General features: G+C 67.4%; 22 protein-coding genes and 3 pseudogenes. 14 read left to right on the top strand and 11 right to left on the bottom strand.

Translation table 11 applies throughout. From position 1 onward, the window contains the following. The first annotated feature begins 18 nt into the window (after positions 1–18). Positions 19–429, top strand: coding sequence for a DUF7144 family membrane protein (locus OHN19_RS00405; protein WP_330262116.1), 411 nt, complete (start codon positions 19–21; stop codon positions 427–429). 172 nt (positions 430–601) lie between these two features. Next, on the top strand, positions 602–1,981 hold the full coding sequence (locus tag OHN19_RS00400; RefSeq protein WP_330262115.1) for a chloride channel protein: 1,380 nt from the start codon (positions 602–604) through the stop codon (positions 1,979–1,981). On the opposite strand, the gene OHN19_RS00395 is transcribed toward OHN19_RS00400, so the two are convergent. Next, the gene (locus OHN19_RS00395; protein WP_330262114.1) at positions 1,949–2,881 is read right to left on the bottom strand and encodes a YhjD/YihY/BrkB family envelope integrity protein; all 933 of its coding nucleotides are present in this window, start codon (positions 2,879–2,881) and stop codon (positions 1,949–1,951) included. The two genes, OHN19_RS00400 and OHN19_RS00395, sit on opposite strands and share 33 nt — an antisense overlap. 198 nt (positions 2,882–3,079) lie before the next feature. Between OHN19_RS00395 and OHN19_RS00390 the strand changes: the two genes are divergently transcribed. Beyond that, positions 3,080–3,760 (top strand): GAP family protein, encoded by a 681-nt coding sequence (locus OHN19_RS00390; protein WP_330262113.1) that lies wholly within the window; start codon positions 3,080–3,082, stop codon positions 3,758–3,760. 465 nt (positions 3,761–4,225) lie between these two features. Then, positions 4,226–4,417 carry a hypothetical protein gene (locus tag OHN19_RS00385; RefSeq protein WP_330262112.1) on the top strand — a complete coding sequence of 64 codons (192 nt, stop codon included), beginning with the start codon at positions 4,226–4,228 and terminating at the stop codon, positions 4,415–4,417. A gap of 692 nt (positions 4,418–5,109) precedes the next feature. Here the strand turns inward: OHN19_RS00385 and OHN19_RS00380 are convergent. Continuing rightward, a complete protein-coding gene (locus OHN19_RS00380) occupies positions 5,110–6,264 on the bottom strand; it encodes an epoxide hydrolase family protein (protein ID WP_330262111.1) in 1,155 nt (384 codons plus the stop codon). Between the two features lie 160 nt (positions 6,265–6,424). Next, entirely contained in the window at positions 6,425–7,060 is a 636-nt protein-coding gene (locus OHN19_RS00375; protein ID WP_330262110.1) for a TetR/AcrR family transcriptional regulator, read from the bottom strand. Positions 7,061–7,191: 131 nt separating this feature from the next. On the opposite strand from OHN19_RS00375, the gene OHN19_RS00370 reads away from it, so the two are divergent. Next, on the top strand, positions 7,192–8,034 hold the full coding sequence (locus OHN19_RS00370) for an IS5 family transposase (RefSeq protein WP_330262109.1): 843 nt from the start codon (positions 7,192–7,194) through the stop codon (positions 8,032–8,034). 622 nt (positions 8,035–8,656) lie between these two features. Here OHN19_RS00370 and OHN19_RS00365 read toward each other — a convergent pair. Next, a complete protein-coding gene (locus OHN19_RS00365; protein ID WP_330269496.1) occupies positions 8,657–9,463 on the bottom strand; it encodes an alpha/beta fold hydrolase in 807 nt (268 codons plus the stop codon). 160 nt (positions 9,464–9,623) lie between these two features. Here OHN19_RS00365 and OHN19_RS00360 point away from each other — a divergent pair, with 160 nt between their 5' ends. The 3 genes and pseudogenes from OHN19_RS00360 to OHN19_RS43865 all read left to right on the top strand — a co-directional run bounded on the left by OHN19_RS00360 (position 9,624) and on the right by OHN19_RS43865 (position 11,614). Further along, positions 9,624–10,391 carry a helix-turn-helix domain-containing protein gene (locus OHN19_RS00360; protein ID WP_330262108.1) on the top strand — a complete coding sequence of 256 codons (768 nt, stop codon included), beginning with the start codon at positions 9,624–9,626 and terminating at the stop codon, positions 10,389–10,391. 688 nt (positions 10,392–11,079) lie between these two features. Beyond that, positions 11,080–11,411 (top strand): annotated as a pseudogene (locus OHN19_RS00355) (IS21 family transposase); the annotation flags it as partial. After that, positions 11,321–11,614 (top strand): ATP-binding protein, encoded by a 294-nt coding sequence (locus OHN19_RS43865; protein WP_419249570.1) that lies wholly within the window; start codon positions 11,321–11,323, stop codon positions 11,612–11,614. The pseudogene OHN19_RS00355 and the gene OHN19_RS43865, both read left to right, overlap by 91 nt. Here OHN19_RS43865 and OHN19_RS00350 read toward each other — a convergent pair. Then, positions 11,553–11,990, bottom strand: a complete 438-nt coding sequence (locus OHN19_RS00350) for a hypothetical protein (RefSeq protein ID WP_330262107.1) — start codon at positions 11,988–11,990, stop codon at positions 11,553–11,555. The genes OHN19_RS43865 and OHN19_RS00350 overlap by 62 nt on opposite strands. A gap of 131 nt (positions 11,991–12,121) precedes the next feature. Further along, positions 12,122–12,982 (bottom strand): class I SAM-dependent methyltransferase, encoded by an 861-nt coding sequence (locus OHN19_RS00345; RefSeq protein WP_330262106.1) that lies wholly within the window; start codon positions 12,980–12,982, stop codon positions 12,122–12,124. Positions 12,983–13,871: 889 nt separating this feature from the next. Between OHN19_RS00345 and OHN19_RS00335 the strand changes: the two genes are divergently transcribed. Then, the gene (locus OHN19_RS00335; protein WP_419249569.1) at positions 13,872–14,096 is read left to right on the top strand and encodes a DUF397 domain-containing protein; all 225 of its coding nucleotides are present in this window, start codon (positions 13,872–13,874) and stop codon (positions 14,094–14,096) included. 49 nt (positions 14,097–14,145) lie between these two features. Here OHN19_RS00335 and OHN19_RS00330 read toward each other — a convergent pair whose 3' ends face one another. Next, positions 14,146–14,604 carry a peptidoglycan-binding domain-containing protein gene (locus OHN19_RS00330; RefSeq protein ID WP_330262105.1) on the bottom strand — a complete coding sequence of 153 codons (459 nt, stop codon included), beginning with the start codon at positions 14,602–14,604 and terminating at the stop codon, positions 14,146–14,148. Positions 14,605–14,642: 38 nt separating this feature from the next. Continuing rightward, positions 14,643–15,104: a peptidoglycan-binding domain-containing protein gene (locus OHN19_RS00325; RefSeq protein ID WP_330262104.1), complete on the bottom strand. Its 462-nt coding sequence runs from the start codon at positions 15,102–15,104 to the stop codon at positions 14,643–14,645. 128 nt (positions 15,105–15,232) lie between these two features. Between OHN19_RS00325 and OHN19_RS00320 the strand changes: the two genes are divergently transcribed. The 4 genes and pseudogenes from OHN19_RS00320 (at position 15,233) to OHN19_RS00305 (ending at position 19,155) form a co-directional block, all read left to right on the top strand. Beyond that, positions 15,233–16,243, top strand: a complete 1,011-nt coding sequence (locus OHN19_RS00320; protein WP_330262103.1) for a winged helix-turn-helix domain-containing protein — start codon at positions 15,233–15,235, stop codon at positions 16,241–16,243. 624 nt (positions 16,244–16,867) lie between these two features. Beyond that, a pseudogene (locus tag OHN19_RS43860) lies at positions 16,868–17,431 on the top strand (transposase); the annotation flags it as partial. Positions 17,432–17,442: 11 nt separating this feature from the next. After that, positions 17,443–17,840 (top strand): annotated as a pseudogene (locus OHN19_RS00310) (VOC family protein). A gap of 1,183 nt (positions 17,841–19,023) precedes the next feature. Next, on the top strand, positions 19,024–19,155 hold the full coding sequence (locus OHN19_RS00305) for a hypothetical protein (protein WP_330262102.1): 132 nt from the start codon (positions 19,024–19,026) through the stop codon (positions 19,153–19,155). Positions 19,156–19,321: 166 nt separating this feature from the next. Here OHN19_RS00305 and OHN19_RS00300 read toward each other — a convergent pair whose 3' ends face one another. Next, positions 19,322–20,089 carry a winged helix-turn-helix domain-containing protein gene (locus tag OHN19_RS00300; RefSeq protein ID WP_330262101.1) on the bottom strand — a complete coding sequence of 256 codons (768 nt, stop codon included), beginning with the start codon at positions 20,087–20,089 and terminating at the stop codon, positions 19,322–19,324. Between the two features lie 520 nt (positions 20,090–20,609). On the opposite strand from OHN19_RS00300, the gene OHN19_RS00295 reads away from it, so the two are divergent. Next, a complete protein-coding gene (locus tag OHN19_RS00295) occupies positions 20,610–21,539 on the top strand; it encodes a helix-turn-helix domain-containing protein (RefSeq protein ID WP_330262100.1) in 930 nt (309 codons plus the stop codon). Between the two features lie 668 nt (positions 21,540–22,207). On the opposite strand, the gene OHN19_RS00290 is transcribed toward OHN19_RS00295, so the two are convergent. Both OHN19_RS00290 and OHN19_RS00285 read right to left on the bottom strand, forming a co-directional pair. Then, positions 22,208–22,549, bottom strand: coding sequence for a hypothetical protein (locus tag OHN19_RS00290; RefSeq protein ID WP_330262099.1), 342 nt, complete (start codon positions 22,547–22,549; stop codon positions 22,208–22,210). A 65-nt stretch (positions 22,550–22,614) separates the two neighbouring features. Continuing rightward, positions 22,615–23,001: a hypothetical protein gene (locus tag OHN19_RS00285; RefSeq protein ID WP_330262098.1), complete on the bottom strand. Its 387-nt coding sequence runs from the start codon at positions 22,999–23,001 to the stop codon at positions 22,615–22,617. Between the last annotated feature and the right edge of the window lie 256 nt (positions 23,002–23,257).

Genomic DNA, 23,257 nt, shown 5'->3' with positions numbered 1-23,257 from the left:
GGAAGTGAGGAATCGACCATGGCCACCACCACGACGCACCGCCGCTCGGAAACCGCCGAGGCGACCGCCGGCGGACTGACGGTGTTCGCCGCCGTCCTGCTGTTCATCGCCGGTGTCCTGGACCTCTTCCGGGGCATCATGGCGATCGCCAACGACGACGTGTACGTGAACACCCCCAACTACGTCTTCAAGTTCGACCTGACCAGCTGGGGCTGGATCCAGCTGGTCCTCGGAGTGATCGCCATGTGCGTGAGCGCCGGCCTGTTCACGCGCGCCACCTGGGCCAGGGTCCTCGGGGTCGGCATCGCGGGACTGGCGATCATCGGCAACTTCCTGTCGCTCCCGTACTACCCCTTCTGGTCACTCACCCTGATCGCGATGTACGGCTTCGTCATCTGGGGCCTGTGTGTCGTGCGCCGGGAGCGCTGAGCGACGTAGGAGCGCCTACGGCCCGTAAGAGTCGCCACGCGATGGTGGTGACACCGCCGCGCCTCGTCGTGCGGCGCCGAACCCGGGAGGACCCATCGCCGAAGCGACCTCGGAGAGCGGCTCCGGCCCCGCGGCGGGGAGTCAGCCGTCGGAAGCCGACCTGCTGAGAACCATGCTGGGCCGGCCGGAGTACCGCAGGGCCCTGGTGTTCTGCGGGCTGATCGGTGTTCCGGTCGCGCTGATCGCCTTCTGGTTCCTCGTGGCGGTGCAGCAGCTGGAGCAGCTGATCTGGACGGACTGGCCCAAGGCCCTGGGCTGGGAGCAGGCCCCCTGGTGGTGGGCGCTTCCCCTGCTCACCCTCGCCGGTCTCGTGGTCGGCGTGGTGGTCGCGCGGTTGCCGGGCCGGGGCGGACACGTGCCCGCGGGCGGTCTGCACTCGGGCGGTGTCACGAGAAGGGCGCTGCCGGGCGTCGTGCTCGCCGCTCTGGCCGGTCTGCCGCTCGGCGCCGTACTGGGACCCGAGGCACCGCTGATCGCGATGGGCGGCGGACTGGCGCTGTTCTTCGCTCGTCTGGCCCGGGCTCCGGAGACGGAGGCGAGCACCGCGCTGCTGGGCGCGGCCGGAGCGGCGGCTGCCGTCTCCGCGCTCTTCGGGAACCCGATCGTGGGCGCGGTGCTGCTGATGGAGGTGGCCGGGGTGGGCGGCCCGCAGCTGTTCGCGGTGATGCTGCCGGCCCTGCTGGCCAGCGGAGTCGGGGACCTGATCTTCACCGGGTTCGTCCACTGGACCGGCTTCGAGACGGGGAGCCTGGACATCGGCCTGCCCACGCCGCCGCCGCTCGACTGGGCGGACGTGCTGTGGGTGCCGGTACTGGCGCCCGCCCTCGCCCTGTTCGTCCACTGGGCCTTCGTGGGCGGTCGCTTCGCGGCACGCTTCGTGGTGGTCCGGACGGTACGCAACACCACCCTGTGCGCGCTGGCCGCGGCGGTCTGCATCACGCTCTACGCCGTCGCCACGGGGCGCTCGCCCGCCGAGGCGGCCCTGTCGGGCGAGTCCACCCTCTCCGCCCTGGCGCGGGACCCGCACGCGTGGCCGGTGGGTGCCCTGATCGCGGTACTGGCCTTCAAGGGACTGGCGTACGCCCTGTGCCTGGGCAGCCTGCGCGGTGGCCCCGTCTTCCCCGCCCTGTTCCTGGGCGGGGCGGCCGGTGTGCTGCTGGCGCCGCTGCCCGGTCTGGGTCTGGTCCCGGCGATGGCGATCGGGATGGCTGCCTCGGTGACCGCGGCCCTGCGGCTGCCCGTGAGCAGTGTCGTCCTGGTCGTGCTCCTGCTGGGCAACGTGGACACGGTCGCGTTGGTGGTGCTGGCCGCGGTCGTGTCCTTCGTGCTCGTCCAGCGGCTGCCGCAGGGGCCGGATGTCCCGGTGGTCGCCGAGCGGCCGGCCGACCGGACACCTGATCGGGCGGCTCACCGAGCAGACCCCGTCGGCGCTCCCGGGCAGGAGCCTGGGAAGGGCGGGTCATTCCAGTCGCGGGCCCGCCGGCCCGGGTGAGCCCAGACGGCGGACCACCCAGGGTTCACGGGCGATGACGGCACCGGCCGTCAGACACAGGGTGATGACCACGCAGAGCGTGATGAGCCAGGACAGCAGGGTGAAGACGGCGCCGAGCGAGCCGTACTTCTCCAGGCTGTGGTTGAGGGCCCGGGGCACGTACAGCGACGCGGTGGAGGTGAGGACGGCCAGGGCCGTCCCGGTCAGCAACGCGCCCGGCAGCAGTGGCCGCCAGGGCACGCGTGCGACCAGCAGCAGGTGCTGTGTCCACCACCAGATGCCGACCTCCGCGATCAGCAGCAGCGGCACGCCGAGCCACAGGCCGAGGCCGAACCCGTCGCGCAGGCTCCCCTGGACCGCGAACATGCCCAGCCAGGTCGCGAGCCAGGCGACCCAGCGCCAGGCCGCGACCCGCGCGCTCGCCTTGGGCAGGCTCCAGGCGCGCTGGCAGAGCCGTTGCATGGCGCGGCTGCACGCGGTGGCCGACAGGAGCACCATCAGTCCGCCGACGACGCCGGTGGTCTGCCGCAGCTCGTCGGAGGGCTGGCCGGTGCCCTGGAGGACCTTGTGCAGTTCGTCGTTCGCGCTTCCGGTCAGCCCGAAGGCGTCGTGCAGGGAGGCGACGAACTGGTCGCGCAGCCACTGCGGGGCGAGGGAGGCCACCACGAACAGCAGGGGCACGGCCGTGAGAAACGTCTGGGCGGCCAGCCGGGTCGCCGAGTCGAACACGTTCACCGAGATCAGGTGCGTCAGCAGCCGCGTGATCACGGGGAACCGTTCCTCGGCCCCGGTGCGCAGTTCCATCAGCCGGGCCCCGGCCGAGGCGGCGCGCCGCCGAAGCGCCGCCCGGCGGGACGGACGGCCCGGGCGCTCGTCTCCGGTCCCTGTCCCTGGCTGCATGCCGCCAGAGTGCCGCGCCTGCGTGCGCATGGCCCCGGCAGGTGTACGACACAGGGCCGAATGGGTCAACATTCCCGCGCGAACAGGTGCGAGGAGGCCACGGGGCCGGACGAGCCTTCGGTACGGCCCGCCCCCGCCGCCACCCGTTTGTGGGGCGTCGGCACGGCGGTGAGACTGGAGTCATGACCGGGAGCCGCGATGGTGCTTGACCTGGTGGTCATCGGCCTCGCGATCACCGTGTTCCCCCTGTCGGTGACCGCGTTCGTCCTGGTGCTGTCGGCGCAACGTGGGGTCCGGAACGGCCTGGTCTTCATCCTCGCCTGGCTCGCCTGCTTCGTGGCCGTCCTGGCCGCCGTCCTGCTCACCACCGGCGGCAAACCACCGGCACCGCGCTCCCCACCCTCCACCGCCTCGTCCGCCGTCAAGCTGGCCATCGGAGTGGGGCTCGTCGGATACGGCTGGTACCGGCACCGGTCCCGGCGCAGGAACCGCGAGCACACAGGCGCTCCGACCGGCCGAGGGCACAAGGCCTCCGGCGGCCTGATGGGGCGCCTCGATCGCATCTCCCTGTGGACCGCGGCGGGGCTGGCTCCGCTGCTCCAGCCGTGGGGGCTGGTGGCGGCCGGCGCGGCGACGGTGGTCAGCGCCGACCTGTCCCACGCGTCCTCCTACCTGGCCCTGTTCGGATACTGCCTGCTCGCCACGAGCAGCCTGCTGGCGATGGAGATCTACACGACGTTCGCCCCGGACTCTGCCAGGGTCCGCCTGGGCACACTCCGCACGTGGATCGAGACCCACCAGGAGCAGGCCCTGGTCGCGGTGGCGCTGGTGGCGGGACTGTTCCTGGTGAGCAGGAGCATCGCCCAGCTGACGTCGTGAGCGTGCCGTGCCTGATCTGGCATCTCCGGTCCCGGTCAAAGGTGTCCGGGCGCCCTGGATGCCGGTGTCATGCCACATCCTCGTTCCGCCGGTCATCGTGTCCTGGAGCTGGATGGTGGTCGGGCCAGGAGGCAGTCATCGTCTGAGCAAAGTTCGCGCTGGCGTAATCCAGCCGCAGATTGTCCTTCTTGCCACAGTCGGCGCAGCGACCGGCGCTGTTTCGAGCTTCGTTCACGCCGTCCGTTGATCCGTAACGAAAGGCTTGGCTGGGCTCCCGGCGCCGAGGGTTTGCGCGGGAAGACACCGGACAGGTGATTACGCATACTTGGGCTCATCAACCTCGCGAACGACCGGCCCGACGGCCCCTCGTGGTCCCCTTACCTCGCTATCGGCCTGTTCCTCGCGGCCGCGATCTTCGTCGGCGTCATGTATGCCAAGCGCCGTCGCTGAACCAGGAGGGCTGACATGCAAGTTGTCGTGGGCTTCCTGATCGCTCTTTTCGGGCTCGTCACCGTGTTCATGGGCACGCGCCTGGCGACTACGCTTGCCGGCCGGTCCAATGGGCGGTTCGGAGCCTCCAATGCGCTTGCCTTCCGCCTGATCGGTACGGTCTTGGCCGTCCTGGGGCTGCTCTATGCGACGGGGGTGGTGGGCTGAGACTCCCGATGACATCCGCTGACGCCCGCGTGCCGTCCAGCGAGTGCGATCCCGCGGTACGACCACTGAGGCGGTGCCCCAGCCGTTCCGCAGCAGCGGCGCCACGTCGGCCTACGGGTCTGTACCAGATGGGCGCCCGCTACTCGACAGCCTCTTGCACGGGGTGGCAGTTGCCACCGCCGGCGCCGTCACGCGCGCGTCGTTCGATGGAGCCCTGGGCCCGTTGATAGCCGGAGCGGTCGGCGGGTCCCCGCAACGCTTGACCGGAAGGTCCGCATGAACTCTTCCCGTGGTCGTCTAACGGTGGTCCTGGCAGGAGTCGCTGCCTTCTGCGTCGTGCTGTTCGAATTGGTGCCCTGGGCTCAGGGCAGTATGAACGGCGCAGCACGAACCGTTCTCGCATCGTGCTCCTGGTGGCGCTTCTCGTCGCCCTCTTCTTCGGATGGTCTTGGGCGAACCGGGCTCGTCGCGGTCGGCTGGACACACGGTGACGCTTGGGCACACACGACAGGGCGGGTTACCGAAGAAAAGCGGTCACGCTCCACGGCTATGTCCTCGTACTGCGCCGAGCGCTCAACTCCCGCCTGGAACACCGCCATCGGGACCCTAAACCTCATCGTGTGAGCCGTTGGATGACCAGCTTGGTCAGCCGCTGCTGGCAGCTCCACTGTCTTCGGCTCCGGGTCGAGCCTCTATCGAAGAGGTGGCTGGGCGGAGCGGTGAGTGCGGAAGAAGTGGGTGATGTCGTGGGCGAGCAGGTCGGGTTCTTCGTGGGCGGCGAAGTGGCCGCCGCGGGGCATGTGTGTGTAGCGGGTGAGGTGGTAGGTGCGTTCGGCCCAGCTGCGGGGTGGTCGGCTGAGGTCGGCGGGGAAGAGGGCGAGGGCTGTGGGGACGGTGACCCGCTTGACGCGGGTGGTCAGGCCGTGGGCGTGTTCGTAGTAGGGCCGGAAGGAGGTGGAGATGGTGCCGGTGAACCAGTAGAGGGAGGCCTGGGTGAGGAGGAAGTCGTCGCTGAAGCGGGTGGACAGGTCGCCGCCGCAGTCGCTCCAGGCGCGGTATTTCTCGAGGAGCCAGGCGAGCAGGCCGGTGGGGGAGTCGGCGAGGCCCTGGCTGAGGGTGAGGGGGCGGGTGCTCTGCTGGTGCTGGTAGGCGCCTTCGTGGGTCTGCCAGGCTGCCAGGGTGTCGAGATGGGCCTGTTCTTGCGGGGTGAGGGTGGCGGGGTCGTAGGCGGCCGGTGCCGCTACGGCCAGCAGGTGGATGCCGGTGAGTTCTTCGGGGTGGTCCTGGGCCAGGCGGGAGGTGATGCCGGCGCCGAGGTCGCCGCCGTGTGCGGCGTAGCGCGTGAAGCCGAGTTCGTCGTGCATGAGCCGGTGGAGGAGGTGGTGGGTCTGCTCTTCGGTGCTGAGCGTGTGGCGTTGGGGTGAGAAGGCGAATCCGGGGAGCGAGGGCACGATCACGGTGAAGGAGTCCTGGGGTGTTCCTCCGTACCGGCTGGGGGTGGCCAATCGCTGGGCGAGACCGGTGAGTTCGAGGAAGGAGCTGGGCCAGCCGTTGACGAGGAGGATGGGCAGCGCGTCGGGGTGTTCGCCGTCGAACCGGAGGTAGTGCAGGGGTGTTCCGTCGAGGTCGGCGAGGTGTGAGGGCAGGGCGTTGATGGTGGCCTCGTGGGTGCGCCAGTCGTAGCCGTCGGCCCAGTAGGCGGCGAGGCGGCGCAGTTCGGCGGGGTCGGTTCCGGCGTCCCATCCGTCGACCGGCCAGGGTTCGGCCCAGCGGGTGCGCCGCAACCGGTCGCGCAGGTCGGCCAGTTCGGCGTCACTGACCTCGATCATGGGCGGCTTGTTCGGCACGGGGGTACTCCTTGGTGTGCTCAGGGATCAGGGCTCAGGGACTGCGGCAGCCGGGAGACCCAGGTAGCTCCGGCGAGGCCCAGGTCGGCGAAGACCGCGTGTGTCGACCTCACGGCAGCTGCCATCTCGCGCCCGCGCGTGTGGGGGGACGCGGCCGTGGTCACTCTCCAGGTCCGGTGACCGGGGGAAGCGCCTGCACGATCGTCGCCCGCGTCTTCTGCCGGGGTTCCGGTTCCGTGGCGAGGAGGGCGTGCATGATCAGCCCTTCCAGCAGAGCGTCCAGATGAGCGGCGGTCTGCGGTCCGGTGAATCGGGCCAGCACGGCGCGGCTGTCGGTGGTCCATTGCTGGGTCAGCGCGCGCAGGGCTGGGTTGCGTACAGCCGCGAGGTGCAACTCGAAGCCCAGCACGGCACTGCGACGCCGGGAGGGCCCGCCCTGCACAAGATCCACCAGCACCTCGATCAGGTCCTCGCGTGTGGCCACCTGCGTGAACAGATCCGCGAACTGTGCGGTGCGCTGCTCCACGTACCAGGCGAAGGCCTGCGCCTGAAGCTCGGCCAGACTCGAGAAGTGGTAGGTGACCGACCCCAGCGGCACGTCCGCACGCGCGGCGACCTTCCGGTGCGTGATGCCTCCGGCCCCGTCCGTGACGAGCACATCGAGGGCAGCGTCCAGGATGCGCGTCCGGCGCTCCGGATCGTGCCGGCGAACCCGCCGCCCCTCACCCGCCCGCGGGCGGTCGACCCCGGTCTGTGGCTCGCGCGCTGCCCTTCCGAGTACCTCGATCCTCTCCATAAGAACAAATGTACACTGCTTAAGAACAGATGTACTTACGGGAGTGACGACTGTGCTTAGACATGGCCTCAGAACTGATGGTGTGTCGGTCCCGGACGGATCGGCTCTGAGCGGGGATCGTCGGGTATGTAGTGACGAGACGGCAGGAAAGTCTGATCGATGATCGGCTCTGGGAACTGGTAGAGCCACTGATCCCGGAACGGCCGCCACCGAAGGGTCCAGGGGGGAGGCCACGGATCGATGATCGTGCCGCGCTGGAAGGGATCGTGTTCGTGCTCAGCACCGGTTGCCGTTGGCGCGACCTGCTTCAGAAGTTGGGCTGCGGGTCCGGACACACCGCGTGGCGACGATTGCGGGAGTGGCAGGATGCCGGGGTTTGGGATCGGCTGCACCAGGTCATCTTGATCGAGCTCCGCGAGGCTGAGGTACTGGATTGGACCCGCTGTTGCGTCGACGCGGTCGCCGTCCGGGCGAAAAAGGGGGGCGAGCTTACCGGTCCGAGCCCTATCGATAGAGGCAAATCCGGTTCGAAGTACCACATCTTGTGCGACCGCAACGGACTTCCCCTGCACGTACTTGCCTCGGCGGCCAATACCCACGACAGCCAACTGTTCGTCCCGCTGTTGGAGACCAACCCGGGCGTACCCCATGGTCGTGGCCGACCGCGCCGGCGCCCGGACAAGCTGCATGCCGACAAGGGCTACGACTACCGGCGCTGCCGCAGCTACCTGCACCGCCGCGGAATCGGTGTCCGCGTCGCCCGACGCGGCGTGCAAGACCCCGCCCGGCTCGGCCGGGTGCGCTGGGTAGTCGAGCGCACGGTCTCGTGGCTGTTGCGGTTCAAACGCCTCGGGCTGCGCTACGACCGTAGCGAGGCCACCCTACGCCCGCTGCTGACTCTCGCCGCCTCGATCATCAACCTCCGGCGCCTGCTGCAAACCGAATCCTCATCGTCCGTCACCCCAGCCGCATGAGCAACGACGATACGGTTAGACCCCGGTCACTGAGAATCAATGCGTACCAGGTATCCGAGTCGACGCAGGTCAGCCTGGCGTACAGCTCGACGGGGTTGCCGCCCGGACTCAGCTTCTGTCCGATTGGGGTTCCTCAGCGGACGCCGTTCATGTTGCTGCTACCAGTGTCGTTCTTCGAACCTCGCTGGCAGCCGGATGCTCGGGCAAGAGCGGCTCGATCGCCGCATACACGGCGTCTACAACCTCGCGTTCGAGTGCGCGCATGATGGTGGGGACCTCCCCGGTCGTCGGCTATGGATCGCACTCGGTATGCAAACCGAGCCAACCCGCCGACCGGCGGATGGTCACCTATCCGCGCGAGTTCTTGGTTAGCTGCTGGCGTCGTTGACGACTTCCCGGGGGTGAGTCCGCGCGCTGGTTGCCCAGTTGACGAGCCCGCGGCAAGATCCGCGTCATCGGAGCCCCCGTCATGGGGAAGGGATCGCAGGCTGCAGATCGCGTTCGCGCCAACACGCGGCGAGATTCCGGAACTCAGGAGTCGCCGCTCACCGACCGATGCTGACGTGGCCGATGGGCCTGCGTCGCGAAGCGACCCACGGTCGCGACCTGATCAGTCGACGGGTTACTGGTCGAAGAACGTCTTCAGTACACGGGCCATGAGTTCGGGGGCGACGACGTGTCCCTGCCCGTCGAGCGTGTGTCGTTCGGTCTGGGGGGTGGCAGCGGCTATCGCTTTCGCGGCGCGGTCGAAGAAGTCGGTCGGGAGGCCTGCCATCTGGGGCTCGGTGATCGGACCCTCGGTGGTCACCAGGACCGACTGAGTGATGCGGGCAAGTCGGTTCGTGGGGATCTTGTAGTCATTGAGGACCATGGCGTCCTTGGCGAGCGTGTGGGCGAGCGCGACGGACAAGGCCCAGTACGGGTGCTGTTTGCCAGCCGCGATGTCCGCGTCGGGTCCGCCGGTAAGCCTCATGAACAGTTCCAGCATCTCCTCGTCCCGCCCGGCTTTGTATGCCTCGTGGGTGTCCGTGAGGTACTGGTTGAACCTCGGCCACAGGTCGTCCCCGATCACGTACGGCACATCCCACACCGCGATCTTGTCGATCGCCGAACCTGCCGCTGCTGCCTCCAGCGCGAGGGCGCCGCCAGATGAGGCGCCGTACAAGTGAGCTGAGCCGCCGGCTGTCGCAATCAGCGCGTCGAGGTCTTCCACCTCCCGCGCCACGGCGTACGGCGGTGTATTGCCGCTGTCGCCCCGGCCGCGTCGTGCGTAGTTGTAGACCGTGAAATGGTTGGCAAGGAGCCGGGCCAGCGGCGCGTTCTCAGCGCCGTCGTCTAGGGTGCCGCCGACGAGGATCACCGCCGGGCCAGTGCCTTTCCGGTCGTAGGCGATCCTCGTACCGTCGGCGGACGTCACGCGAAGTGTCATCTCGTTCACTGCTTCTCTCCATATCTCGATGCGTGGTCGTCACCGTCGGAGCATGTTGACCCGCGCCGTGTGTAGCCGATGACGGTGCCGTCGGCTCAGGTCACGATTCATACTCCTAATTTAGGAGCATTCACTCCTGTTGTCTAGTACACTCGGGTGCATGAGCAAGAAGCGGGTGTTCGACGACCCCTGCGGCATCGCGCGAGCGCTGAACGCGGTCGGCGAGCGGTGGGCGTTGCTCGTCGTGCGGGAGCTGGTCTTCGGCCCGAAGCGCTACTCCGACCTGCACCGCGGGCTGCCGCAGATGAGCCAGAACGTCCTCGCGCAGCGGTTGCGCGAGCTCGAAGCCGACGGCCTGGTGCGGCGAAGGCGCCTGGGACCGCCTGCGCCCGCCGCCGTGTATGAACTCACCGAGCGCGGGCAGGAACTGGAGCCCGTGCTCCGCGCGCTCGCCCACTGGGGCAGCCGCGCACCGCTGCCCGAGGACGGCGCGGCGGAACTGAGCGTCGACGCGCTGCTGTTCGCCCTGCGCGCGACCTTCGATCCGGCACTGGCGGGTGAGCTGTCGCTGCGCTGCCAGCTGGACGTCGCGGGCGACCGGTTCCGCGCCACCGTTGCGGGCGGACGCCTCGAGTTGGACCGCGGTGAGCACGCCGAACCCGATGCGTGGCTGACCGTGCCGGAGGCGGCGACATTGCGCGATCTGGTGTTCGCCGGTGCGGCGCTGCACGACGCCGTCGAGCGGGCAGACACCGAAGTGGCGGGCGATACCGAGCGGCTCGCCGCGCTGCTGCGCTGCTTTCCCGCAGCCGTGCGGTATCCGGCGCCACAGGACCCCGGGCCGCCGGATCCCGTATCACCTGACCCCGGATCACCGAACGCCGAACTCCCGGATCCTGCCGTCAGCGCAGCAAGTCGTCGGGGGTGAGCGGCAGTCCGCGGACCCCGGACACCGGTGGCGAGGATACGCCGACCGACAGTTCAGACTCCGCGGGCTCGCGGAACTCATCGCCGAGACGACAACGCACCACTTGGATAGCGACCCGCAGCTCAACGCCAGGCGCTGGTCCACGACCGAGCATGATCGACTTGCTGCAGAAGCCCATCCCCATAAGAACCAGCCGAGCAGTTCTGAGACCAAGTCTTAAGAGGCTGACGGGAAGTGAGGTCGGTTCGGGGGCCGGTGCGCTGGGGTCGGCATGACTGGTTCCGGTACGGCTGTCGGGTCGGGCTGGCCGGTCTCGCCGGTCGGCGCCTCGCGCGCCAGCGGGTCGAGCTGGTGTGACGGCGCCCGCCTTGTGGACCTCGGCGAAGAACCACCGGCCGGCCGAGTCACCGCCGTCGGCAGCCTCTTCCACCCCGCCGCCTGGTGCATGCCGACCGCTCCACGGGCTTCGTGCTCTGCAAACCACGCGCCACAACCGGGGCCTGCGGAGGGGGCGTCAGCGGCGGCATCAACGACTCGTACCGAAATGAGCTCGTGGATGCGTCGGGAATGACGCTGCCGTCTACCGCTGGGTCTTGGAGGGCACGATCGCGCTGCTGCAATGGTTTCGCCGCTTGCGGATCCGCTGGGAGCAGTCCGCGAATCTTGACCCCCTCCTGATTCTTGGAGGGTGCTGAAGGTGGAGGACTATCCAGAGATACGCTGGCTTGATAGGGCGGAGGGGATGCCCAACAAAGAGACCGCTCGGCGGCTGGGGGTGGCCCGGAACACGGTTCGGGCCGCATTGAACTCGGATCGGCCGCCGAAGTACGAACGCGAGCCCCGCGGCCGGGTCGCGGACGCCTACGAAGCCCAGATACGGGCCTTGCTGCAGGAATGGCCACGGATGCCTGCCCTGTTGACCGCATCGGCTGGCCCTACTCCCGGCCGCTGCTGCGCAAGCGCCTCGCGCTGATCCGGCCCGAGTACGTCGGCATCGACCCGGTCGACCGCGTCACATACTTTCGGACGACGTCGTCGCGGCCGCGACGATCGACCGTCTGGTCCACCACTCCGAGGTCCTCACGCTCACCGGCGACTCCTACAGGACCCGCGCCCGGCGCGAGCCGCTGGCCAGAGACCGGGCCGGACGGGAGTGGGCCGTCACAGGGTCCACCAGCAATAAAGACGCAGGCCCGCAGCGCGAGCCCGCCTGGCCAGGCTAGCCAGAGCCTCCACGACCACCGCTGCCGTCGCCGCATCGAGTCCGACGACCCCACCGGCCGCAGACCAAGCCGCAGCTGCGGCCGCAAGGTCATCCTCTGTGGCGGAGACCAGGACATCGCACAATGTGTCCGACACAGTCAGCACGAACGGGCTGTCGACGTCCTCAGAGGTCAGCAGCTGTCCCACCCTCGGGCGCTGGCTTGCCTCTTCATAACTGCAGCCGGACATCACAGCCTCGACCTGGGCGATGGCAACGACCGGATCGATGTCCTTGAGGAAGATCACATCTAGCCCTGCACGGACCGGCCCGCCAGCCTCGATGACCGCAACGGCGGACTCATCATCGGCGGCAGAGAAGTAGTCGGCGTCTGGCATGCCACGGATTCTGGCATCTGCCGCTGACGATCAACCCTCACGGGCCTGACCAGAGTGTCACACAATCAGGGGGTCAATTTGCGGCGACTCCCAGAGGGGCACTTTTCGCGAAGCGTTGACAACTGCGACCTTTAGACGCGTTGAGCGGTGTAGGTGACCGTGAGGCGCGGGTCTGCGACCTGGCCGCCGAACTCGTCGACGAGCGAACCGAGGCGAGTGAGGAACTCTTCCCGGTCGGGCGCGGAGAGTTCCGCGATGTTCGGGAACGTGGACCACTGATCCCGTGCGGTCTGCGCAGTCAGGATCTGCTCCCATTCGACGATCTCGACGGAGACGTTGTCGAAGTAGCCGCCCGTGGTCAACTGGCTGCGCCACCGGTCGGTGTCGAGGACGTGCGAGCGGCTGTTCCGGTAGCCGGTCCCGCCAGGCAGCAGGTCGTGGTAGACCTCGTCGAGCCGGTCGCGGAAGAGCGTCGGCCGCTTGACGTCGCCGAAGTCGTTCCACCACGCCGCCAGCCAGCCGCCCGGACGCACCAACCGGGCGATCTTCGCGGTCGACGTGGCCGGGTCGAGCCAATGCAGCGCTGTCGCCGCCGCCGCGAGGTCGAACCCGCCTGGCAGGTCTACAGCCTCGAAGTCACTGACGAGGACCTCCAGCCGGTCACACGCATGGTCGGCGACGAGGATCGCGGCCAGGCTTTCGCCGGGCTCGACCGCGACCACGTGCGCGCCGGCCGCCAGCAGCGGCTCGGTGGCCAGGCCCGTACCGGCACCGATCTCGAGCACCCGCGCACCGGGCCGCAGCCCGCAGCGCTCTGCCAACAGGTCGAAGACCGCGTCCGGATACCGTGGTCTGCCTCGTTTATAGGTCAGCGCATCAGCGTTGAACGACATCCGGCGAGCTGCGCGCGTCGGGTCAGTCATCATCGATCGCTCGGCGGTGACAGTATCCTGAGCAGCTCCGGTGTCGAGGTCAGATTCTTGATCGTCCACTTCGACAGTCTGCCAGTTACGCCTTACGGGGCCACGGGATTTTCGCCCGGGGTACCAGGCGCAGCTGGGAGCCCCAGGCGGTCGGGACACGTCGTGATATTGCGCAGATATGCCGCGCTAATTTGCTCACGAGTTGTAAGCCTCCTGGAGCCGAGGTGGGCGGCCTGGGCCGCCACGAAGCCGCGAGGCGCCCGGTAGTCGACCGGCAGGGCGGCTCAGTCGGGGGAGTGGGTCTGGTCGGTGTCGGTGTGCTGGCCAACAGTTACGGTTGTTCCGCGCCGGAGACAAGATCGTGCAGAGGGGCCGCACCCGCAGCTTCGCCCGCGCCACCGGCAAGCGGCGCCGGAGTCCCATGCCTCGGCGAGGGCGACCATGTGGTGGATGTCGAGCTTGGCGGGGTCGCTGCCTTCTTGCTCGGTGTAGTCGGCGCGGGACTCCTCGGCAACTTGGATCTGGCCGATCGTAGGGCAGTGGGAAGGTTTGCGCCGCTGTGGCGGCCGGGACGGTGTTCGCTGCGGCGGGCACGGCGAGCGGGGTAAGGGGGGAGCTCGGCGAGAACGTGCAGCATGTTCTTGATCACGACGGCAGGAATAGCAGTGAACGACCGGGCCGGTGAATGTTCGGGTCTGTTTGTCGACCGGTCGACTGAACGGCTTCACCGCCGAATGGGTCAGCCCCTTCAGCCGATTGGCGCCGCTGCCCGCCGGTGCCACGTCCGGGAGCAGCACGGGCGGGATGAGCGGCGCGGACGGGGCTGGACAGCGAGCGCTGCGGTTGACGTTGCTTTCGAGAGCGGCCGGACGATCGGCTGTTGTGGAGCGGACACAGCGCGCATCCGATCTGCTCAGGGGCACCGCACTGTCGCCAGAGACATCCCTGGGCCTGATCGATTCGTTGGCGGAGGACTTCAGACGATGCGCGAGTACGACCTCAGCAACGCCCGCCGACGCACAAGCAGCCACAACAACGGCGAGGGCGCCAACTACGTCGAGGTCGCCGACTGGGTCCGGGTGTCGTCCGCGTCCGGGACAGCAAGACCCCGGACGGACCCGTCCTGCTGTTGTCCCCGCTCGCATGGCACACGTTCGTGCGGACAGCGAGGCAGTCCCACTGAGGGACGAACCTCGCTGCCCGCACCGGCGTCCTGTCGGACCGTGCCCAGGTCAGCAGAACTGGGCGGTCCATCCGGCGAACCTCTTGAAGGCCGCTACGGAGTTGGGACCGAAGATCCCGTCGATGGAGTCGGTGTAGTTCCACTGTGACTTGAGGTAGCGCTGCAGCGCCCTGTTGGTGTTGGGGCCAGGGTCTCCGTCGATGTTCCCCGTGTACCCGTGGTAGGTCGCGAGGAAGCGCTGCATCGCCTTCCAGCTGTTGGTGCCCAGCTGGCCGTCGAGCGGGCCGGGGTAGCTCCAGTAGTCCATCAGCCAGCACTGGACCCACCTGGCTTCCGTGGTGTTCAGACCGTGGTTGTCCACCGCGAGCGGGCTGACTTCCTTGGTGCTGACCGCCGGCTTCGTGGCCACGCCGGTTGTCGCGAAGCTGCTGCTTGCTCCCGCCAGGCTCCCGACGAGGATCCCGGCCACGGCGGTGGCGCTGACGAAGGTGCGTGTCAAAGCCCTCATGAAATTCCCCCTTCTCAGTTTTCCGACTGGAGTGAACGTCAGTCCGTACAGGCTGCGGAGCACGAGCGGGCGAACCTTTTCATGGCGGCCTGGGCAGCGGGCCCCCAGACGCCGTCGATCGCGCCGGCGTAGCCGTGCTCCGCCTTCAGGAAGCGCTGCAACGACCGAACGATTCCGCTTCCGAAGATGCCGTCGATCGGGCCGGTGTACCCCCACTCGGCCTGGAGGAAGCGCTGCAACGCCTTCCAGGTCTCGGTGTTGAACTGGCCGTCGATCGGGCCGGGAAAGTCCCAGTGGTCCATCAGCCAGCACTGCAGCCACCGGACTTCCGTCTGGGTCAATCCGAGGTCCACCGCGAGGGGACTGACGGCGCGAGTGCTGACCGCCGGCTTCGTGGCCACCTCGATCGCTGCGAAGCCACTTCCCGCACTCGCCAGGCTTCCGGCGAGGATCCCGACGGCTGCGGTGGCGCCGACAAGCGTTCTCGTCAACGTCCGCATTCGTCTCCCCTTCCTCAGGTCTCCGACTGGCGCGAACTCATGTTCCCCACTCTCTGCTGCCGCTGTCATGCTCCAACGAACCTGCTGACACAACGCAGGTCGGAGCCGACGCACGTAGGGGGAACGGGATGCTCCGCTTTCATTTCACGCCCGAAGACCTGATCAGACTCACAGTGGCCGACCGTCCCCATCTGCTCTGGGAGATCGTCGCCAGCCTGCACCGTTTACAGACCCGTGAGGGACGCTGGGCCTATGCCGGTTGGCACCGGACCGCCATATCCGCGCTCCGCGACACCGGCCTGGACCGCGCGGTGAGAAACGTGCTGCTGCCACTTTTCCCCCGGGCCCGCTATTTTCCGGACTTCCTCACTCCGCTCGAGGGAAAAGACGGACTCGATTCCGGACTCGACGCCATCCTCTCCACTCCTCGCGCACGGGTGACGCAGGAGATCTCGCGGCTGGAGCAGACGGTCGGCGCCCCGGCGTGGACCCGCGGACTCGCCGACGGCGAATCGCGCGGCAGGGTCGCCCGCGTACTGCGCGCCTACTACGACACCGTGATCGCCCCGTACGAGGAAACCCTCCACGAACGCCTGCACACCGAGCGGGCGAATCGTGCCGGTGCCTTCCTCCGCAGAGGGAGCGAGGACGTCCTCCGGACCCTGACGCCGACGGTCCGCTGGCGTCATCCCGTACTGGAGATCGCCCCCTACCCGAACCACCGCGACGTCTACCTGAACGGCCGCGGACTGCTCCTCATCCCCTCCTACTTCTGCTGGTCGACCCCGGTCACACTGGCCGACCCGCAGCTGCCTCCCGTGCTGCTGTACCCCCTCCACCACCCCCGCGCCCTGCCTTCGCCCCCTGGCAGGAACTCCCTGCACGCCCTCCTCGGCACCACCCGCGCCGCCGTCCTCCGCGCCGCCGCCACCGGCGCCACCACCGGTGAGGCCGCTCGCCGTTCCGGCGTCACCCCCACCACGGCCAGCCACCACACCACCGTGCTGCGCGACGCCGGCCTCATCGCCAGCCACCGCCACGCCAACACCGTCCTGCACACCCTCACCCCCCTCGGCGCCGCCCTCCTGAAACAGCACGCGAAGCATGTCGGCACGCTCGCCGAGCCTCCTACGGGGTAAGTCCGGTGAGAGTCCGGCGCTGACCCGCAACTCGCGGGCGGGCTGGGGCTCGCATGACGGATGTCTTCGGGACCCCCGTCACTCGGAACACCCTGCTGAGACTGATCGCCTCGGTCCCGGATCCACCCAATGCCCCTCGCTGCGTGGGCGGTGTGGCCAAAAGAGCCGAGCGCAAAGAAAGGTCATCACCGCCGCGACCAACGGGCCGCCTTCCGGCCAAGGCCCTCTCCCACAGCCGTTCACACTCCCCGGCAACAGCGCACTTCTTCGGGCCTCTCGCAGATCGAATGGGACAGGATGTCCGTGCCGCTCGGGATGCTCTGCCACTTTCCCCCGGAGACGTGCGCAAGGCCGCTGCTGAAGCCACGCTCAAGACCTGTGGATCGAGCTCGGGGAGCACGCGAAGGGCGTACCTTCCCGAGTGATCGACTGATGGTCATCGAGTGGGCCGGTGTTCGCAGCACCGGCCGGGAAGGCCCGCCCGTGCTCAGCGTAGTCAACGACGACGGCACCACCGCTAACGGCTCCTCCTTGATTGACGAGATCTTCCGGGAGGACGCGAGGCGGATGCTCGCGGCGGCCCTGGAAGCCGAAGTCAACACCTATATACCCGAGTTGGTCGAGCAACGGGACAGGACTGGCCGTCGGCTCGTGGTCCGCAATGGCTACCACCAGGCCAGGAAGGTCACCACCGCCACCGGGGTGCAGAGATGCTGGGTTCACAAAACGGCCAATGTCCTTGACCCCATGGCGAAGTCCGCGCAGCCGGGCGCGAAGAAGGCCATCCAGGACATCTACAACGCCGAGGACCGCGACCACGCTGAGGTGGCGATCAAGACGTTCGCCAAGCACTACGGCGCGAAGTTCCCCAAGGCCGTCAAGAAGATCACTGAGGGCCAGGAGCAGCTGCTGGCGTTCTACGACTTTCCGGCCGAGCACTGGATCCACCTACGGACCACGAACCCCATCGAGTCGACCTTCTCCACCGTGAGGCTGCGGACCAAGGTCACCCGCGGCGCCGGCTCCCGCACCGCCGCCCTTGCCATGGTCTTCAAGCTCGTCGAGTCCGCCCAGCAATGATGGCGCGCGGTGAACGCACCCCACCTCGTCGCCCTCGTCCGCGCCGGAGCCCGCTTCGAACGCGGCCAGCTCGTCGAACGCCCTGAGGCGGTCGCTGCACGAGCCGGCCGTCGCACGGCATGCTGCATCACGTCGAGCTGTGGGTGCCGGACCTCCATCGCGCCCTCGCCTCGTTCGGCTGGCTGCTGGAGGCGCTGGGGTATGCCCTCTTCCAGAGCTGGGAAGGCGGCGCAGTTGGCGGCTCGGGCCGAGCTACCTGGTCATCGAACAGTCGTCGGCCCTCACTGCCGAAATGCACGACCGCTGCCGCCCAGGGCTGAACCACTTGGCCTTTCACGTTGAAGATGCCATCAGGGTCGAGAGACTGGTGGCCGATGCCACCCAGCACGGCTGGCACCTGATGTTCCCCGAGCGGCATCCCTACGCCGGCGGCGGACAGCACTACGCCGCCTACCTGGAGAACGACGACGGCTTCGAAGTCGAACTCGTCGCGATCGACTCACCTGCACGAAAGTGAGATCAACCGATCCACACGTCTTGACGATTACTCACGCTGCTGCCTGATCAGGGTCTGACCGCCAGGACCGCCCCCCAACAGCCCGCTGACGTACAACGAAGTGGGGCCACTCCGTTTCGTTGGACGTCGCCCAGCAATGAAGCAGCACAGCGAGGCGAAGAAGGCGAGGCGCCTGGTGACGTAGATGGCTCTCTCGCCAGCCTTGACTCGGCCAGTGGCGAATGCACCGAAGGCCGCGCATAGGGACCAGGAAGCCATCATGATGCTGAACATCCAGCCCGAGCTTGGGACGTCCAGTCCTTCGACGGTCCAGGGGACGAGGATGCCAGGGCGACCGGTCAGGCCTACACCCGCCCAGCTCACTATCAGAAGGGAACCAAACCCAGACGCAGCACGATTATCCCAGCAAGGTGAGTGGCACGTCGCGTCCGTCTAGGACATCCACCCAGGTGACGACCGAGTGGGTTGGGTCAAGGCCCACCAGGAAGTCCGCCTCATCTCCCTGCTCCAACTCCATGACTGACGGAGCAGGCGTTCCCTTTGGGGCGGTCAACACATAGCCACGGCAGGCACCACCAGACACGGCTCGCCCTTCGTATGACTCGTGTGCGACTCCATGTCAAGGATCAGGCCACCCCGGCCAGTCACGCACGTCTGCTCCGAGCCGACGTTAAACGACAATTTGAGCCCCGCGCCGTCCTGGTCACTGCCATGTGGCACCCCGCCACCCCGCCGATCACGACCAGTCAATTCGACTACCTTCGAAAGGTTGGTCTGCCTTGGCCGAGTATCCGTAGGGTCTTGATCGGTGCGACGCCCTAGTAGAACTCCGATTCGATTGATCCCTCCATGTAACTGAAGCTTGAGCCCCGATCGAACTTGCGTGTGCGGTCATGCCGCGGTCGGAACAGCGACGGCGGCCCTCCCTCAAGGCACTCGCTACGGGATCAAGCGCGGCGGTTCAGGCCCATCCGGGCTTGGGGTCCAGAAGGTGTGCTACAGGCACTAGACGGAAGGAAAGACTTGTGAGGAACGTTGTACGCCGTTCTCTGATCGGCCTTCTCGCTGCAGGTGGCCTTGTGCTGGCGGTTGCTGGACCAAGCTCGGCCCAGGCCGCCGGACAGGGTGCCCATAACGCAGTTCAGGCGACACAGGCACCTGTGGCCCTGGCGGCCGACTGGGTATGGCTCAACGACTACGACACCGAAGTGGAGGCCGCACCATCGGCCAGGTGGCCGTGATCTGGTGGGGCTATGACGAGTACTCCTGCGACTACTACGACGGCTCCGGCAAGTGGCAGTTGTACGTCCGTTGAGTGTGGGCCCGATGTTGCCAGTTCGAGCATCAGCCGCCGGGTTCTCGGCGAGTCACGTCGTGCAAGTAGTGGATGAGGGAGCGCAGGGAGTAGGGCTGTAGCCAGCGTTTGATCTGGACCGTTCGGCCTCATGGGGGGCCTCGGATCTGTCGTCGTGAGCTGCTTGTCAGCTGCTCTCCGGTACTGCGCGGGCTTGGGACAGTAAGCCCACTACAGCTTCGCCTCGTTCCGTACGGCTGATCCGTACGTGCCGACCCTCGCGGTGACGTTCGAGCAGCCCGGCGTCCACGAGGTGACTGCAGTGATGGGTGGCGTTCGCCGGGCTGCAATTGAGCAGGACCGCCAGTTCTCCCATGGTCAGCGAGTGCGCCGTTACACGCAGAATTGCCGCACGTAACTGGCCGACCACCAAGGAAAGTGGATCTTTTTTTGACGCGGTAGCCGTCGCGGGGGTGTCCCACAACCGGCCTATGCCGGGCATCGGGTAGCCGATCCACACCAGGTCCGGACGGTCCAGCGCGAACATGGAGGCGCCGGGGCCCGACACGACGGGGACAAGGACTAAGCGCCGCCCGTCAAGAGCGTAGGTTTCCCCTTGTGGGTCGGGCAGCCGGAGACTGCCGTCCACCAGACGGAAGCGCTCGCTCAGACCCTGAAGTATGGCCTCGGCACAGCCCTGCACGAGCGCGGCGCCAACCCGTTCAGTCTCCCTACGGATGAGCCCTTCCGCGTTCTTCCAGATGGGATGGAACTCCTGCCACACGCATTGGAGCAGACGGGCATAGGCATGGATCCACTGCTGCGGGCGTTCCACGACCAGCCTCCATTGAGGCGGAACGGCGCCGTCGAACTCTGTTTCGAGCTCATCCAGGAGGGTGTCGGGCGAGAGATCGGCCAACTGCGTGAACTGGGCAGCCGCGTCGCCGTCCGGCATACACGCTGTCGGGGTGACGCAGTCAGGGATAACCGAGTACCCAGGGGCGAACAGGGGTCTAAGGACCGCCGGTCCGACTGTGGACACCGCGGTGCTCAGTAACTGCCTCCAGCGCCGGGGGACACCATGGCTGCGTCCTCCGAAAACATCGGCCACCAACGACAGGAGGGTGGCACCTTGATGAGGAACGAGAGAGATCCGGATATCGTCAAGTGAGCCGAGACGCAGCTCGGTGTGTCTATACATGACACCACCCGGTCAATTGCCCGCCCATTTCGCTTTGCCCGGTGAGAGCGCGGCCAGCCAGGACCGCTGGGAGTACGATCATGCGTTGCCTCCTCCTCCTGGCCGCAGACTGCGCCAGTGACGACGTCGTCGGTTTCTCTTGGTGGATGTTCCGGTCGACGAGCGTAAGTGCGGTCCAAGACGTGAGAGCACCAGTACGTGCTCCTTAACCCCCCAGTTCGTGCACGACGCAGCAGTAGAGTGGTAGCGCAGACGGGGATCGGGGGAGACCGGAATGACGGAGAGTAAGTGCTCTCGCTTGAATGGAACGGAGCCTTTCGAGGCCGCGGCCTCGTCATTGTTCGCTCCCCTGCGGGTAACGGATCCCGGCCCGCCGGCGTTTCGTGCCGTGGTCAATCACGTGGACATCGGGCCGGTGATCGTGGCCCGGATACAGGCCAATGCTGCAACGGTGACCCGGGACCGCCGCACCATTTCCTCCCACGACCAGGAGTTGATGCACCTCACCCTGCACCACCGTGGCACTGTCGCGGTGATGCAGGACGGCCGGACTGCCACCTTGAAACCCGGCGAGCTGTTCGCCTGTGACAACACCCGGCCCTACCGGATCATCGGGTCCGCCCCCAGCGACATGACCGTGCTCTGTGTTCCCCGAGCAAACCTTGGCAGGCACGCGGACTCTATCGGCCGCCGCACGGCCCTTCCCCTACCCGCTGAGGGCGGGATTGGCGGGCTCCTTCGCTACGCGCTGTCCGCAGTCGACGAGGACGTCCCAGGCAGAGGACCGGCGCGCGCATACCTGGCGGACGCATTCACCGCGCTGTTAATGGCTGCTTTCGCCGACACCACCCCTGAGCGAGCCTCCGTCGCCAGCGACCTCGCCGACCGTATCCGCGTCCATGTACTGGCCCACTTAGGCGATCCCCAGCTCAGTGCCGAACGAGTCGCATGTCGGCACGGCATCTCTGTCCGTCATCTCCACGCACTATTCCAGGGCGCTGACCTGACCTTTGCCGCCTGGGTCCGGCACGAGCGTCTGCTGCGGATCCGCCGCGACCTGCTCGACCCTGCCTGTGCTGATCGATCCACGGTCGCGATCGCGAGGCGCTGGGGAGTACTCGACGCCAAGCACCTCGGCAGAGCACTGAAATCCGAGTTCGGTGAAACTGTGAGCGATCTGCGCCGTACGCAAAGAGGTAGTTGAGTACCTCTTGTCTAACGGCCTCGTCACGGTTGGCCATGGCACGTCGAAGTGTGTGCGCTGTCGGTGTTCATGCTCGGTGGGCCTGGTCGAGGGTGGCGGTCTGCTGGCACGTGCTTCGCGACCAATACCCCTGACCGGCAGATCGCCACCCTCGAGCTCCGTCACCGGTGCGGGCCCGGGCCGAGGACTGGATGCGGGCTCGGCGACCGGGTGCTCATGGTTTTCCTCGGCGTTGACCGCAAGTCCCGGCTTTACACCCGTCAGTCCTGGACGAGTTGGTCGCCCGCAACGGCGAGGCAGTCCTCCTGCATCGGGCTGGACCCGCTGCCGCAGAGTGCCGACGCTGCCCGTATAGACACCTACCTGGATGACGCGCTCGCGGCCAGCGGGCTGCTGTTCGGGCGCGCCCGCGCCCGCTGACCGCCCGGAGTTCGAACTGGCCTTGGTCTGGCTGCTGTGGAGGAGGTAGCGGAAATCAACGACACGCTCGAGCGACAGCATGTGCCGCTCGGCGAGCCCCCGGAGGTGGTCTTTGAGATGGGCATGGGGTACGCGACGGGGCCGCCTGCCCATACCCATGGGTGGCAGCCCTGCGCCGGTCGACGCGGTCATTCGGATGAAGGAGCCGGCCGACCGGCATGGCGGTGCTTTGAGGATCTTGGTCATCGTCAGCACACGGGCAGCGGGTTCGTCTCGCTGTAGATGGAGGTGTCCTTCATGTAGCCCCACTCGCCGTTGTCGGCCTTGGTGAACACCCAGCGGTACGGGTGCGGCCCGCCGACGTAGGGGCCGTCGTCGCGGCGGCAGCGGAACCAGCTCGGGTTGGAGTACATGTAGCCGACGACCACATCAGCGTGCGGGTATCCGTTGGTCGGCGCGGGCTCGTAGACGGCGGCACCACGCACATTGTTGCACCACCATTCGGTGTTGGAGTACCAGCAGCCGGAGGCCGCGGACGAGGACGGTACTGCCGTCACCGTGAATGCGGCGGAGAGTACGGCGGTTGCCATGGCTGTCAGAGCAAGCTTGCCGAACTTCATGTTTCTCCCTTGTGTCTGTGTGCGCGGTCGGCTGTCTACCAACAGGCCGGAAGCGGGTTGGTCTCGCTGCTGATGGCGGTGTCCTTCATCCAGCCCCACTCGCCGTTGTCGGCCTCGGTCCACTCCCAGCGGTACGGGTGCGGACCGCCCACGTACTCGTCGGGCTGACCTCCGTCATAACGGCAGTTGAACCAGCTGGGATTGGAATACATGTAGCCGACGATGCGGCTGGAATCGGGGTAGAACCGGGCGAGGTCCTTGTAGCCGTAGACCGGAGCACCCACGCGGTTGTTGCACCACCAGTGGCTGCCGCTGTACCAGCAGCCGGAGGCCGCCGAGGCGCTCGGCGCTGCGGTGGTGCTGAGTGCCAGTGCCAGCGCCGCCACGCTGAACAGGGCAGCGAGGGTCTTGCGTATATGCATGTCACGAGCTCCAGGATGTGCTGCAGGAGTGGGCAGGACCTGGGCACAGGTTCACGCCACGGGCCAGGCCGAAGCAATCATTTCGAAGCAGGTGGAAACCTTGGCGGTGCGGAGGCACGGCCGTTCTGTACCAAGCGGCGCCCGGGAGAAGTCGCGTGGTGCATTGGTGATGGTCACTGGACCGTGAGCGACGACCGGGCCGCCCCATTGCCCTCGGGACCGTGAGGGTGCCGAGGAGACTGCGGGCTGCCCAGCC

It is taken from the genome of Streptomyces griseorubiginosus, assembly GCF_036345115.1.
In the GTDB taxonomy this organism is placed as follows: Bacteria; Actinomycetota; Actinomycetes; order Streptomycetales; family Streptomycetaceae; genus Streptomyces; species Streptomyces griseorubiginosus_C.
The sequence above is the reverse complement of the archived record's forward strand: the minus strand, read 5'-3'. Positions and strand labels throughout refer to the sequence as shown.

Coding starts and splice junctions, on each gene's coding strand:
- OHN19_RS00405 (WP_330262116.1), top strand. CDS start 19: ATGGCCACCACCACGACGCACCGCCGCTCGGAAACCGCCGAGGCGACC.
- OHN19_RS00400 (WP_330262115.1), top strand. CDS start 602: ATGCTGGGCCGGCCGGAGTACCGCAGGGCCCTGGTGTTCTGCGGGCTG.
- OHN19_RS00395 (WP_330262114.1), bottom strand. CDS start 2,881: ATGCAGCCAGGGACAGGGACCGGAGACGAGCGCCCGGGCCGTCCGTCC.
- OHN19_RS00390 (WP_330262113.1), top strand. CDS start 3,080: ATGGTGCTTGACCTGGTGGTCATCGGCCTCGCGATCACCGTGTTCCCC.
- OHN19_RS00385 (WP_330262112.1), top strand. CDS start 4,226: ATGCAAGTTGTCGTGGGCTTCCTGATCGCTCTTTTCGGGCTCGTCACC.
- OHN19_RS00375 (WP_330262110.1), bottom strand. CDS start 7,060: ATGGAGAGGATCGAGGTACTCGGAAGGGCAGCGCGCGAGCCACAGACC.
- OHN19_RS00365 (WP_330269496.1), bottom strand. CDS start 9,463: ATGACACTTCGCGTGACGTCCGCCGACGGTACGAGGATCGCCTACGAC.
- OHN19_RS00360 (WP_330262108.1), top strand. CDS start 9,624: ATGAGCAAGAAGCGGGTGTTCGACGACCCCTGCGGCATCGCGCGAGCG.
- OHN19_RS00350 (WP_330262107.1), bottom strand. CDS start 11,990: ATGCCAGACGCCGACTACTTCTCTGCCGCCGATGATGAGTCCGCCGTT.
- OHN19_RS00330 (WP_330262105.1), bottom strand. CDS start 14,604: ATGAGGGCTTTGACACGCACCTTCGTCAGCGCCACCGCCGTGGCCGGG.
- OHN19_RS00325 (WP_330262104.1), bottom strand. CDS start 15,104: ATGCGGACGTTGACGAGAACGCTTGTCGGCGCCACCGCAGCCGTCGGG.
- OHN19_RS00320 (WP_330262103.1), top strand. CDS start 15,233: ATGCTCCGCTTTCATTTCACGCCCGAAGACCTGATCAGACTCACAGTG.
- OHN19_RS00305 (WP_330262102.1), top strand. CDS start 19,024: ATGGCTCAACGACTACGACACCGAAGTGGAGGCCGCACCATCGGCCAG.
- OHN19_RS00300 (WP_330262101.1), bottom strand. CDS start 20,089: ATGCCGGACGGCGACGCGGCTGCCCAGTTCACGCAGTTGGCCGATCTC.
- OHN19_RS00295 (WP_330262100.1), top strand. CDS start 20,610: ATGACGGAGAGTAAGTGCTCTCGCTTGAATGGAACGGAGCCTTTCGAG.
- OHN19_RS00290 (WP_330262099.1), bottom strand. CDS start 22,549: ATGGCAACCGCCGTACTCTCCGCCGCATTCACGGTGACGGCAGTACCG.
- OHN19_RS00285 (WP_330262098.1), bottom strand. CDS start 23,001: ATGCATATACGCAAGACCCTCGCTGCCCTGTTCAGCGTGGCGGCGCTG.